Origin of the sequence: Staphylococcus sp. GDX8P54P (genome assembly GCF_017893165.1) — a bacterium.
GTDB lineage: Bacteria > Bacillota > Bacilli > Staphylococcales > Staphylococcaceae > Staphylococcus > Staphylococcus borealis.
Genome location: NZ_JAESMM010000010.1, coordinates 256,500 through 269,742 on the forward strand (window position 1 = coordinate 256,500; position 13,243 = coordinate 269,742).

The 13,243-nt window shown below is 34.3% G+C and carries 12 protein-coding genes; 11 read left to right on the plus strand and 1 reads right to left on the minus strand.

The genetic code is table 11. The annotated features are described in order from the left end of the window. The first annotated feature begins 138 nt into the window (after window positions 1-138). The 10 genes from KA909_RS05360 (at window position 139) to KA909_RS05405 (ending at window position 11,724) form a co-directional block, all read left to right on the plus strand. On the plus strand, window positions 139-1,014 hold the full coding sequence (locus KA909_RS05360) for an alpha/beta fold hydrolase (RefSeq protein ID WP_053028776.1): 876 nt from the start codon (window positions 139-141) through the stop codon (window positions 1,012-1,014). A gap of 94 nt (window positions 1,015-1,108) precedes the next feature. After that, window positions 1,109-1,831, plus strand: coding sequence for a MerR family transcriptional regulator (locus KA909_RS05365; RefSeq protein ID WP_193838969.1), 723 nt, complete (start codon window positions 1,109-1,111; stop codon window positions 1,829-1,831). 128 nt (window positions 1,832-1,959) lie between these two features. After that, entirely contained in the window at window positions 1,960-2,646 is a 687-nt protein-coding gene (locus KA909_RS05370) for a GntR family transcriptional regulator (RefSeq protein WP_228481710.1), read from the plus strand. A 21-nt stretch (window positions 2,647-2,667) separates the two neighbouring features. Beyond that, window positions 2,668-4,206: a gluconokinase gene (gene gntK / locus KA909_RS05375; protein ID WP_193838971.1), complete on the plus strand. Its 1,539-nt coding sequence runs from the start codon at window positions 2,668-2,670 to the stop codon at window positions 4,204-4,206. Between the two features lie 40 nt (window positions 4,207-4,246). Next, window positions 4,247-5,605: a gluconate:H+ symporter gene (locus KA909_RS05380; RefSeq protein WP_053028772.1), complete on the plus strand. Its 1,359-nt coding sequence runs from the start codon at window positions 4,247-4,249 to the stop codon at window positions 5,603-5,605. 264 nt (window positions 5,606-5,869) lie between these two features. Then, complete coding sequence (gene galU, locus KA909_RS05385) at window positions 5,870-6,736, plus strand: UTP--glucose-1-phosphate uridylyltransferase GalU (RefSeq protein ID WP_053028771.1); 867 nt, start codon at window positions 5,870-5,872, stop codon at window positions 6,734-6,736. Between the two features lie 847 nt (window positions 6,737-7,583). Next, window positions 7,584-9,056: a Sau3AI family type II restriction endonuclease gene (locus KA909_RS05390; RefSeq protein ID WP_210130025.1), complete on the plus strand. Its 1,473-nt coding sequence runs from the start codon at window positions 7,584-7,586 to the stop codon at window positions 9,054-9,056. Between the two features lie 105 nt (window positions 9,057-9,161). Continuing rightward, complete coding sequence (gene dcm / locus KA909_RS05395; RefSeq protein ID WP_193838973.1) at window positions 9,162-10,400, plus strand: DNA (cytosine-5-)-methyltransferase; 1,239 nt, start codon at window positions 9,162-9,164, stop codon at window positions 10,398-10,400. Window positions 10,401-10,501: 101 nt separating this feature from the next. Continuing rightward, window positions 10,502-11,191, plus strand: coding sequence for a hypothetical protein (locus tag KA909_RS05400; protein ID WP_210130026.1), 690 nt, complete (start codon window positions 10,502-10,504; stop codon window positions 11,189-11,191). 341 nt (window positions 11,192-11,532) lie between these two features. Beyond that, window positions 11,533-11,724: a hypothetical protein gene (locus KA909_RS05405; protein ID WP_053028767.1), complete on the plus strand. Its 192-nt coding sequence runs from the start codon at window positions 11,533-11,535 to the stop codon at window positions 11,722-11,724. A gap of 284 nt (window positions 11,725-12,008) precedes the next feature. Here KA909_RS05405 and KA909_RS05410 read toward each other — a convergent pair whose 3' ends face one another. Then, window positions 12,009-12,275 carry a DUF1413 domain-containing protein gene (locus KA909_RS05410; RefSeq protein ID WP_070854710.1) on the minus strand — a complete coding sequence of 89 codons (267 nt, stop codon included), beginning with the start codon at window positions 12,273-12,275 and terminating at the stop codon, window positions 12,009-12,011. A gap of 189 nt (window positions 12,276-12,464) precedes the next feature. On the opposite strand from KA909_RS05410, the gene KA909_RS05415 reads away from it, so the two are divergent. Then, on the plus strand, window positions 12,465-13,160 hold the full coding sequence (locus KA909_RS05415) for an SDR family oxidoreductase (protein ID WP_210130027.1): 696 nt from the start codon (window positions 12,465-12,467) through the stop codon (window positions 13,158-13,160). Window positions 13,161-13,243 lie beyond the last annotated feature (83 nt).

The window sequence follows — 13,243 nt, forward strand, 5'->3', positions numbered from 1 at the left end:
TAAACGATAAAGCGTAACTTATTGGATTGTGCGTAACCTGTAACAATTTTATAAGTTATGCTTTTTTAATTTGTCTCTGTTTTGATAATTTTATGATAAAATAATAATTTAGTAATATAGGGATTTTTGAGGTTGATTATGAACAGAAAACATTTTAAAACACAAATTTATCAATTAAAAAATTATCATAACGAACAAGTAGAAGTCGCTTTCGCGGGCAATCCAACATCAAATAGAGCAATCGTATTTATACATGGTGCTATCATGACATACCGTATTATGACCATGTTCGAACCCTACTTCAGAGAGTATAAAATGATTTTCATTAATTGTCCTAGTCGTGGTAAAAGTTCAAAGATTGATCGTAATAACCATACTTTAGATGATTACTCTGAACGAATTGAAGATGTTTTGGAACAAATCGTTGCCACACAACACCTTGAAAAGGTCATGATTATTGGGTATTCAATGGGAGGGATGATTGGCACACGTCTATTGAAATTTAATAAACTACCGATATCTCATCTTGTGTATTTAAGTAGCGCAGCTAAAATTACGCCAAACACGAGTATGCTTGCACGTTTATTCTCAACAGATAGTAAGCGTGACCATTTCAAAGATGAAATTACTGCCATCAAAAACTTGCCACAATACATCTTAAAGAAAACAGTTTACGCACGAAAAGAAAACGGACTAGATATCTTATCCTTTGTAGCCCCGATTAAGACGATCATCACTGATTTATTATATACAATTAAAGCAGATTATCTTCCAGATATTGAAGAAATTGAACAATTTCCAAAGTTATTATTTATCTCTGGTCAAGATGATGAAATTATCCCGTATACAGATTCACAAGCCACTATGGAGCAGTATAAACGCTATGGTGGAGAAACGAAAGAAATCGTCTATCCTGGTATTGGACACATGGACTTTCCATCTGTCCTTGAACAATTACCTAATGGCACTGTAGGGATTATTGATCATATAAAATCATGGATTGAAGATAAATAAGACTGCCTTTAGACTGACCGATAACATCATTTATCAAAAGGTCTTGAATGTGACGTTACGTCATATACTATATTCAATGTAGGAGGTGGACACTATGTCACATTACACTATTGGGGCGCTAGCTGATCAACTAGGTATAACGGTTCGAACACTACAATATTATGATCGAAAAGGTCTATTAACAGCGAAACGTACAGCAGAATCAAATCGCAGATATTACAATGAAGACGATGTACAACAATTACAGTTGATTTCGTTATTAAAGGAATTTGGTTGTACGTTAGATGAAATTAAAACATTGTTGTACGAAGATAGCGATATGCAGACATTAAAAACAATGCTTCAACTACATAAGGAAGCATTGCAAACACATATATACGATCAAACAAAAGCATTACAGCATATCAATGATGTAGAACAGTACATTTCAGATCACTCAAGTGCACCAATCAATCATCTATCTGACATAGATAAAGCGATGAAACAATCTACGACATTGAAGACATTTAGAAAGAAAGTATGGATGAGCGCAGGCGTCATTGGTATTATTCAATACACAGGACTAATTGCAAGTTTACTGAGAAGTTCAAGTAAGCCTTTCGTTTCAATCTTGCCTATTTTAGTAACCTATGCCATAGGATTAACGACATTCTATTATAAAAACATTTCATATTTGTGTCCAAATTGCCAACATACGTTTAAACCATCTGTGAAACAATTTATCGTGGCGCGACATACTATGCAAACACGTAAATTACCATGTCCAAATTGCCATGAAACCCATTATTGTATTGAAGTTTCAAATGAGAAAAAATAAATCATGTTACTATCCATCCCGGTCTATTTAGGACCGGGATATTTACTTTCAAAAAGAAAGCGTTTGCAAAAATGAATACGATATATTAATATACTTGTATACAAGTTGTAATTGAATGAATAGGAGTGATGCATGTGAAAGAAAGTTATCCAACGCAGTGGCTTGGAGGCATGTCTAAAGGGGAAGGTGTCGCAGCAGAAATACGTTTACAAATTGTAAGTGGTGAGATTGAAGCAGGTACACTACTTACAGAGAATCAAGTGGCTAAACAATTTGACGTTAGCCGTTCGCCAGTTAGAGATGCCTTTAAATTATTACAAACAGATCAACTCATTCAATTAGAACGCATGGGCGCTAAAGTATTGCAATTTGGTGAGCAAGAGAAGAAAGAACTGTATGATTTACGATTAATGCTAGAGTCGTTTGCATTCGCAAAGATAAAACATATAGATAGAGAACCGATTATTAAAGAGATGCGTAAACATCTTGAAATGATGAAAGTAGCAGTTAAATTCGAAGATGCTGAAGCATTCACACAACATGATATTCAATTTCATGAAGCAATGATGCATGCATCAAATCACCAATATTTACAAACATTCTGGAAACATTTGAAACCAGTGATCGAAACACTCGTATTGTTATCCATGCGACAACGTATGGACCATGATAAAGCAGATTTTGAACGCATTCATCACAATCATAATGTGTTTGTTGAGGCGATTGAACACTATGATTCAGCGAAATTAAGAGAAGCCTTTCATTTAAATTTCGACGATGTTGGCGAAGATATTGAAAGTTTCTGGCTAAGATAAATAGAAGAAAGAAGGAATACTATGAACTACATGATTGGTGTGGACATTGGGACAACAAGTACGAAATCCGTATTATACGATGAAAATGGACAATTTATCATGAAACATAGCATTGGCTACCCCTTACATACACCCAATGTTGATGTATCTGAAGAGAATCCTGACGAATTGTTTGATGCCGTTCTTATGACTGTGAAATATGTTGTAAGAGAAGCAAATATTAAAAAAGAAGACATCAAACTCATTGCATTTAGTGCACAAATGCATAGCTTGATTGCACTCGATGCGCAACATAACCGATTGACTGAGAGTATCACTTGGGCTGATAATCGCGCAAGTCAATATGCTGAACGTATTAATAAGGAACATCATGGCTCAGACATATATCAACGCACAGGAACACCAATTCATCCAATGTCACCATTATCTAAAATCTTCTGGATGAAACATGAACAACCTGATATTTATAAACAAACGGCGATGTTCGCCGATATTAAAACATACATATTTTATCAACTATTCGAAACATACGTTATTGACCATTCAATGGCATCCGCGACAGGTATGTTTAATTTAGAAACACGCAATTGGGATGCAGAAGCACTCGAATTACTTGGTATCACTGAGGAACAGTTACCACAATTAGTACCTACCACACACATACTTAAAGGTATGAAAAAACGCTACGCCACCCTAATGGGCATAGATGAGGATACGCCTATTATTGTTGGCGCAAGTGATGGCGTACTATCAAACTTAGGTGTAAACAGCTATAAAAAGGGCGAAGTAGCTGTCACGATTGGTACATCTGGTGCTATTCGCACAGTAATTAATAAACCACGCACAGATTATAAAGGTCGTATCTTTTGTTATGTATTGGACGAAGACCATTATGTTATTGGTGGACCCGTAAATAACGGCGGTGTCGTACTAAGATGGTTGAGAGATGAATTACTCGCAAGTGAAGTGGAAACGGCGAAACGTTTAGGCGTTGACCCATATGATGTACTAACTAAAATCGCTAGCCGAGTTAAACCAGGTGCAGAAGGACTTATTTTCCATCCTTACCTTGCAGGGGAACGTGCACCATTATGGAACGCAGATGCGCGTGGGTCATTCTTCGGATTAACGCTCTCTCATCAAAAGGAACATATGATACGTGCCGCATTAGAGGGTGTACTTTATAACCTGTATACAGTCTATCTTGCGCTTGTGGAAGTCATGAATGAAACACCAAGTACAATCAAAGCAACAGGCGGCTTTGCTAAGAGTGAAGTATGGCGTCAAATGATGGCAGATATCTTCGACACAGATCTCATCGTACCTGAAAGCTATGAAAGCTCTTGTTTAGGCGCATGTGTATTAGGTTTGAAAGCATTAGGCGACATTGAAGACTACTCAATTATTGAACAAATGGTCGGGACAACGAACGCGCATCAACCTAATCCAGAGACAGTTCAAGTGTATCAACAGTTAGTATCCATCTTTATCAACTTAAGTCGTTCATTAGAGGAACGTTATGCAGAAATTGCAGACTTTCAACGTAAGCACATGGAGTAAATTATTAAATTAGAAAAAGAAAACATTAGGAGGGTTTACGATGTTTGGAGATATTTGGCCAATTATCAGTGTTGTTATTGGGATTTTATTACTTTTGTCATTAATTATTTTCTTAAAATTGAACACGTTTATTTCATTAATCATCACTTCTGTTGTCACTGCGATATTGCTAGGTATGCCATTAAATAAAATTATGGAAACCATAGAAGCGGGCATGGGAAGTACACTCGGTCACATTGCGCTAATCTTTGGATTAGGTGCCATGCTTGGTAAATTACTTGCTGATGGTGGCGGTGCCAATCGAATTGCCGATACATTGATTGCTAAATTTGGACCGAAACACGTGCAATGGGCAATGCTAATCGCAGCCTTTATTGTAGGTATCGCGCTATTCTTCGAGGTAGGGTTAGTTCTATTAATTCCATTAGTATTTACAATTGCTAAACGTGCGAAAGTCTCACCACTTAAATTAGGTTTACCAATGGTGACGGCTTTATCAGTAACACACGGTTTCTTACCACCACACCCTGGCCCCGTTGTTATTGCAAAAGAATTAAAAGCGAACGTTGGTCAAGTATTGCTATTTGGTATTATCATTGCCATTCCAGTAACGATTATCGCTGGACCAATATTTAATAAAATTGCACAAAAAATCATTCCTTCTGCCTACACGCGTGAAGGGGATATCTCAGCACTAGGATCTCAAAGAGAATTCAAAGAATCTGAAATGCCAAGCTTCGGGTTAAGTTTATTTACAGCTGTGTTGCCAGTTATCTTAATGTTAATTTCAACTATTGTACAATTAATTACAGGCCATGAAGCAGCTACAAATTTATTTGAACAAATTGTTTACTTCATTGGTACTGCAGGTACAGCAATGTTAATTTCAGTTATCTTTGCGATCTTCTCTATGGGCTTAAATCGTGGTAGAAAAATGGACGATATTATGAAGTCAGTTACCAACGCCATCTATCCAATAGGTATGATGATTTTAATCATTGGCGGCGGTGGTACATTCAAACAAGTACTGATTGATGGCGGCGTAGGCGATACCATCGCGAAAATGTTCGAAGGTTCAACCATGTCACCAATCTTACTTGCTTGGATTGTAGCAGCCGTATTACGTATCGCATTAGGCTCAGCTACAGTAGCTGCCATTTCTACCACAGGTATCGTTTTACCATTATTGCAACACTCTGACGTAAACGTTGCACTCGTTGTGCTCGCAATAGGCGCCGGAAGTGTTATCTTATCTCATGTTAACGACGCAGGCTTCTGGATGTTTAAAGAATACTTCGGTTTAACCGTAAAAGAAACATTCCTAACATGGTCATTACTTGAAACCATTATTTCTGTATCAGGTATCATCTTTATCTTATTCATTAGTTTGTTTGTGTAATATGTAATAATAATTGTCGCTCGTTAGAGTGGCAATTTTTTTAACCATAGGTTATAAGTCTAGATAGCAATACTAAAGAAAGATATAATGCGCGTTTTCAATAGCGAACGATATTGATTTAGATTTGTTACAAAATTCTAGAATAGAACTTAAAAGCATCCTCAAACAATAGGGTATCACAGGCTATCACTAGGAAAGACTTCCAAAGCGTGATAAACTAAAAAATGATATAAAAGACACAATGTGCAAAGGAGTTACTTGAGTTTGAAACAGATAAAAAAAGCAATCATACCTGCTGCTGGTTTAGGGACGCGATTCTTACCAGCCACTAAAGCGATGCCGAAAGAAATGCTTCCAATCTTAGATAAACCAACAATTCAATACATAGTGGAAGAGGCTTCACGTGCAGGAATTGAAGATATTATCATCGTAACTGGTAAACATAAACGCGCAATTGAAGATCACTTTGACAACCAAAAGGAATTAGAAATGGTTCTTGAAGCCAAAGGTAAAGATGAGTTACTAGAGAAAGTACAATATTCAACAGACTTAGCAAACATCTTCTACGTTCGACAAAAAGAACAAAAAGGATTAGGCCATGCGATACATACCGCTCGTCAATTCATAGGGAATGAACCCTTCGCAGTCTTATTAGGTGATGACATCGTTGAATCAGAAACACCTGCAATTAAACAATTGATGAACGTTTATGAAGAAACTGGCCATTCAGTCATTGGTGTTCAAGAAGTGCCAGAGAGTGTTACACATCGATATGGTATTATCGATCCACTAGGAAAAGAAGGACGCCGTTACGAAGTCAAACAATTTGTTGAGAAACCGAAACAAGGTACAGCACCATCGAACCTTGCCATCATGGGTCGTTACATCTTAACACCAGAAATATTTGATTACCTCGAAACACAAAAAGAAGGCGCAGGAAACGAAATTCAACTCACAGATGCGATTGAACGTATGAATAGTGATATTCCTGTATATGCATATGACTTCGACGGTGATCGTTATGATGTTGGCGAGAAATTAGGATTCGTTAAAACAACAATCGAGTATGCCCTGAAAGATCCAAAGATGAAAGATGAACTGGTTCAGTTTATTAAAGAATTAGGATTATAGCCGTAAATGCAAAAGAAGACCCCATAAACACTTAAGTGATCAGCTTAAATGTTTATGGGGTTCAACTTTGATGTATCCCCATACATCACGCTCATATTTCTCTAAAAGCGATTCCGCTTTAATTAATACTTAGATAAAGCATCAGAGAGTAAGTATTAATTAACATCATGTAATTGCGTATTCCTCGAAACACCGATCATAATACATCCTGACATTGAATAAAGAATTATGGGTTCTTCTTTAGATTACGTAATCTAGGCTGTTGATTCATGTTGAGTTGACTGACTTGTCAAACGTATTATGAACAAATATTTCAAAAACTATAAAACCAACTCATCCCAGTTTCCGCTAAGATGAGCTGTCGGGAAATACAATATGTAATGGTTATATTTCCCAGCCTCTTCAAAACCTGTGTGTATTAGATATAAATCTAATACACTTAAATTGTACAATATATTATTCGAATAGAATACCACTCCGGATATCAAAACTTTAGCTAAAAATATCAAACTTTTTACTTCATTCAAAAAAGTATAGAAAAAAAGAAAGAGACCCATCTTACTCTCCAGTTAAGATGAACCTCTAACGAATTTTATCAATTAAGGACCTCATATCCTCGTACATCAGATCGATCTAATGTAAGTTAATTATAAACCAAACATTAAGGTATACGTTATCAAAAAATGGACTGAAAGTATCACTTTATTATCTTCAAGTATGAAATATTATGAAAACATAATACTGTTTTAATACATATAAAAATCAATACAAATACACGCTACTTTATATAGAAATATATTATATAATTAAATTACTTATTTAACATTTAAGGATGTGTAATAGTAAGATGGTTGAGTATAAGACTAAAGAAGCGGTTCATAATAGAGCAAAAGAGGCAGTAGGTGAGACATTAAAAGAATTAAATAATGGCGCACCGGTTAACGAATATAAGAGTTCAGTAGGTGATGCATTTGAAGCATGGTTTGGGAAAACAAAAGACAGTGATAGTAAACCAGATATGGAAGAAGCGGGAGTTGAATTAAAAGCAACACCATTTAAAAAGTTGAAAAGCGGTAAGTATAGTGCTAAAGAAAGACTCGTACTTAATATAATTAATTATGAAAAAGTGGCAAAAGAGCAATTTGAAGAAAGCTCGTTTTTGTATAAAAATGGGACAATAGAACTGGCATTTTATGAATATGTTAAAGATTTGAAAAGAGAAGAATGGAAAATTGAAGAGGCTGTTTTATATGAAATGAAGAAAAATCCAGTTGATTATGAAATTATTAAAAAAGATTGGCATACTATTAATCAATACATTAGAGAAGGAAGAGTGCACGAATTAAGTGAGAGTTTAACTGATTATTTAGCACCTTGTACAAAGGGTAAGTCAGCTAAATCTGTACGTAAACAACCTTATTCAGACATTCCGGCTAAACAACGTGCATTTTCATTAAAGTCCGGTTACATGACATCATTATTAAGAAAATATATCTTAGGTGATGAGAAAGTTGAATCCATTATTAAGGATAAATTTGAAATTGAAAATAAAAGTATAGAAGATATTGTTTACGATAAATTTAAACCATATTTTAACTGGACCATAGAGAAACTATGTCAAAAGTTTAATATCGAAAGTAATAGTAATAAAGCTATAAATTATCGCATAGCTTCAGCAATTTTAAATTTAAAGGGTAATAATACTAGCACTGATGCTTTTTCTAACGTAGAAGAATTTGAAAAAGCATCAATAGTTGTTAAAACTGTAAATGTAAAATCAAATAATGAAATTGCAGAAGATATGTCTTTTCACGCTTCTAAATTTAATGAACTAATCAAGGAAGAATGGGAAAATTCTGAAGGATATCCGTCAGCATCTTGGCATAACTTCTTGCTTGAAACTAGATTTTTGTTTTTTGTGGTAAAAGATGAGTCTAAAGGGCCTGTTTTTAAAGGAATTAAATTTTTTAGTATGCCTGAGAAGGATATTGAGGATACCGTGCGTATAGTGTGGGAAGACACTGTAAAAAAATTGAAAAATGGCGTGGAGTTACAGCAAAGATATACAAAAGAAGGTAAACCTTGGAAAATTAGTAGTAATTTTATTAAGGGGTCTGATGAATTGATTTGTCATTTTAAATCGCACGCAGGTAAAGCAGATTATAGAGTAAATGGTAAAAATGCTGATTTTCTCCCCGCCCCGATTAAGTGGTTAAATCGTCCAGATGATAAGGAGAAATATTCTGATCAGTGGATGACTAAACACAGCTTTTGGATTAATAAGAGATATATTAAAGAACAAATTAAAGATATGCTTTAGCAATTGTGATAAAATAGTTATGTTTTGAAAATATTAATGAAAAAAGCGAACGATCGTTCGCTTTTTATGGTATAATAAGTTTAATGTTAGTAAAGGAGGTGCCTAATGGAAAAACTAAAGGTAGCTGAACTTTTCGCAGGAGTAGGAGGATTTCGGTTAGGTTTAGAAAATACCGAAGAAAAAATCTTTGATGTTACATGGGCAAATCAGTGGGAGCCTTCAAGAAAAATTCAACATGCTTTTGATTGCTATAATAGTAGATTTGTAACGGGAGAACATGTTAATAAAGACATTGCATCTGTTAGTGATGAAGAAATAGCACATACTAAAGCTGATATGATTGTCGGAGGATTTCCATGTCAAGATTACTCAGTTGCTAGAAGCTTAAGTGGTGAATTAGGGATTCAGGGGAAAAAAGGTGTTTTATTTTGGCAAATTATTAGATTTATTCAAAATACCTATCCGAAATATTTATTATTAGAAAATGTAGATAGATTATTGAAGTCACCTTCAAGTCAAAGAGGAAGAGATTTTGGAGTAATGCTATCAACACTCAATGAATTAGGTTATAACGTCGAATGGAGAGTAATTAATGCTGCTGATTATGGAAATGCACAAAGAAGACGAAGAGTTTTTATTTTTGGCTATAAACAAGATTTAAATTACGCAGATATGATTGATAAATACTCTTTAGAAGATATTATTTATAATTCTGGAATGTTTGCAAAAGCATTTCCTATTGAAAAAGAACCTAACAAGAATAGAGTAGAGTCTATAACGATTTCAAATGATATTGTTGATATATCTAATAATTTTAGTTTCAAATTTTATAATAGCGGTGTTATGAAAAACGGTGAAATTTTAACAATTGATACGATACCTATATTTGAAAAACCTACACCGCTGAAAGAAATAGTATTAAAAGAAGTGGATGATAGTTATTCACTAACTGATGATAAAATTGAAAAGTTTAAATATTTAAGAGGGCCTAAAAAAATTAAGCGTACTTCTAAAGACGGCCATGAATATTATTTTTCTGAAGGTGGTATGTCAGAATTTGATTCTTTAGATTTACCAGCACGAACAATGTTAACAAGTGAAGCTTCGGTTAACAGAAGTTCTCACTTTTTGAGTATAAATGGTAAATTTAGAACGTTGACTCCAGTTGAGGCTGAAAGGCTAAATGGTTTTCCTGATAATTGGACTGACACAATGCCAGATAGAATGAGATATTTTTGCATGGGTAATGCTTTGGTAGTACCACTGGTTACTCGAATAGGTAATGAAATAGAGAAAATAGAAAAAATGACGAATGATGATTTCAGTCAGTTGAGTTTATTTTAAAGACAATGCTTATAGAAGTGTTGTCTTTTTTATTGTGTTTAAAATAACAGAATATTTTGATATTATTTATGTAAAGAACATATAAATTTGAGGTGATATTTATGGTAGAGAGCAAGATCAGTTTTGATTTGAAGAAAGAAAGAGAAATTGGAAAGTTCTTGGATAAATATTTTTACCCAAAGCTAAATAGTGTATATAAAAATTGTGAAATTGTAGATACTGAAAGAACATTTGATTTAGATAATCAACATAGAGGTATAGATTTAATCATTGAATACGGAAATGGTAAAAAAGTGAATATCGATGAAAAGGCAGCAGCTAGATATTTTAATAAAGATATACCGACTTTTTCATTAGAAATATTCTTTCATAATAAATCAAACGAATTAAGAACAGGTTGGCTATTTGGAGATAAATATGATTCAACTGAAACATTTTTATTTATTTGGGGGTGGAATGAAGGGGAAGAAATTTTTTCTAATAACATTAATAAATTAGAAATTTGCTCAGTAAAAAAATCAGCTCTTCAGGAAGATATTGATAAAAGATTTAATTTGAATAAAGATAATTACTATGAGTATTGTTTAAATAAAATGCATGAAGTGGGTAGCAAACCATACGATAGTAGTAATAAGGATTATGTATTAAATAAATCTGAAAAAGCTTATTGGAGAGTATCGAAAGATGCCAAAGAAAAGCCTTTTCTAATGCTATATTATAAAGATATGTTAAAACAAATATGTCAAAGTTGGTTCATAGTTACTAAAGATAATGTAAAAGTAATTAAGTAAAATTTTAAATATAAAAGAAATTCTAAGAATTATTATAGGAAAGTAGCGAAGACTCCTGTGGGAACAGTACGAGTTGAAGACCTTAGAATTACCAACAGATTTATCTGTCTGGTAATTCTGGCTGAAACTGTACCCACGGAAAGCATAGCTACTGAACGGGATAATTCAATTAGAATTTCTTCTTTTTTATTTGATGTATATTCCACATACATAAATCCCTTCAATTACTTTCATTTTCAAAAAAGTGAACTATTTGTGAAAAGTATCACAAAAGACTTTAAAATTTTTTAAAAGGGTGTATGATAAGAATTGTAAGGAATAAGTAATGGGAAGTGATACTGATGAGAAAAGTAATTGAAGAAGTTGTTTTTTCTGATGAAGGCAGTTACGAAATTTATTTAAAAACTGGTGTTAATCAAGGAATGATCGGTGATATTAAAGATGGCTACTTGACTATCGATTCTATTCCGTACATTGATGCAGAACGACTATATTACTATGGACTCGAACGTAAAACACTCGTTACAAATTAATTCAAATTGAATGGCCTCCTATTAACATTCAAGAACCTTATATGCCTTCGTTGGTGAGCAGTCGAAGGCATACCATAAATATACCCCTAATCATTCTGGAATAATGTGTTGAAAAAGGCTGGGACATACTAAAATGTCTCAGCCTCTTTATCATTTTGACAGTAAATGACTGATTTGAAAATGCGCTTCAATCAAGCGTTTATCAAACCTAGTCATCCTTGCTGGAGCAGGACAACGAAATAAATTTTGAGAAAACATTATTTCTGTCTTGCTCCCTTTGCATATTATAAATCTTTGAAATTCTTCTTAACTTCATTGTATTGGTATTCTTGATTATATAACTTGAATTTATAACCTTCTTGACTAGAGAATGGCATTCTTACACGTGGTATTTCGTCCAATTGTGCGATAAATTCTCTTTCTTGGCGTGTACGTTGTTTCACGCTCATATTCATCCACTCGTCTTCACTATATAAATCGATGAAATGGAATGAGAAACTTGTTCTACTCTTTTCAGCGCGTAACGCTTGAATACGTTCTTCAAATGTCATTGCGTCTCCTCCTATCTTTCTATATGCCCAATGATTTAAGTATATACATTAACTTTAATACGTTTTCATAAAGATTACAATTCTTCTCAGTGTTTTCATGATAATATTTCCCGGGAACAGTTATGAAGGTTTAATGTATATGAAATAAGGTAATGTATTCAATGAATCTATAGTAAAGGATGAAGTGAAATGACAGAATTAAATGGACGCGTAGCAATTATTACTGGCGCAAGTAGCGGTATTGGTGCAGCAACAGCGAAAGCACTTGCGACACAAGGTGTGAAAGTCGTCTTAGCTGGACGTAATGAAGATAAATTAAACCAAGTCGCACAAACATTAAATGAAGAGGCCGTACACATTGTACCTACAGATGTAACCATTCAAACAGACGTTGATGCATTAGTCGCGCAAGCCATCGACAGATTTGGACAGGTCGATATCTTTGTTAACTGTGCAGGTCTTATGCGCTCTTCTAAAATCACAGACTATCAAATTGACGCATGGGATGCAATGGTAGATACAAATATTAAAGGCCTTCTATATAGTCTGAATGCGATATTACCTAAGTTCGAGGCACAAGGATCAGGACATGTTGTGAATTTAGCTTCAATATCTGCGAATGAAGTTTCTAAAGCCAGTGCCTTATATAGTGCAACGAAATCTGCCGTACTGATGATTTTTAATGGCTTAGAAAAAGAATTAGCCAAAACAGGTATTAAAACGACAAGCATCTTACCAGGTATGGTGGATACACCAATGACAGAACATAGTGACTTTGGTGGTCGTAAGAAACTAGATCTTGAAAACATAGCAGATGCGATAGTTTATGCACTAACACAACCAGCACATGTCAATGTAAACGAAGTGACTGTGCGACCGGTATAACAATAATCATAGGTGTTTCTTGTCATTTGGCAAGAAACACCTTTTTTGTAATCTCTATCGTGATACACTGGTAATGAAGGACA

Coding starts and splice junctions, on each gene's coding strand:
- KA909_RS05415 (WP_210130027.1), top strand. CDS start 12,465: ATGACAGAATTAAATGGACGCGTAGCAATTATTACTGGCGCAAGTAGC.
- KA909_RS05390 (WP_210130025.1), top strand. CDS start 7,584: ATGGTTGAGTATAAGACTAAAGAAGCGGTTCATAATAGAGCAAAAGAG.
- KA909_RS05360 (WP_053028776.1), top strand. CDS start 139: ATGAACAGAAAACATTTTAAAACACAAATTTATCAATTAAAAAATTAT.
- gntK (WP_193838971.1), top strand. CDS start 2,668: ATGAACTACATGATTGGTGTGGACATTGGGACAACAAGTACGAAATCC.
- KA909_RS05370 (WP_228481710.1), top strand. CDS start 1,960: ATGCATGTGAAAGAAAGTTATCCAACGCAGTGGCTTGGAGGCATGTCT.
- KA909_RS05405 (WP_053028767.1), top strand. CDS start 11,533: ATGAGAAAAGTAATTGAAGAAGTTGTTTTTTCTGATGAAGGCAGTTAC.
- KA909_RS05365 (WP_193838969.1), top strand. CDS start 1,109: ATGTCACATTACACTATTGGGGCGCTAGCTGATCAACTAGGTATAACG.
- KA909_RS05380 (WP_053028772.1), top strand. CDS start 4,247: ATGTTTGGAGATATTTGGCCAATTATCAGTGTTGTTATTGGGATTTTA.
- KA909_RS05410 (WP_070854710.1), bottom strand. CDS start 12,275: ATGACATTTGAAGAACGTATTCAAGCGTTACGCGCTGAAAAGAGTAGA.
- dcm (WP_193838973.1), top strand. CDS start 9,162: ATGGAAAAACTAAAGGTAGCTGAACTTTTCGCAGGAGTAGGAGGATTT.
- KA909_RS05400 (WP_210130026.1), top strand. CDS start 10,502: ATGGTAGAGAGCAAGATCAGTTTTGATTTGAAGAAAGAAAGAGAAATT.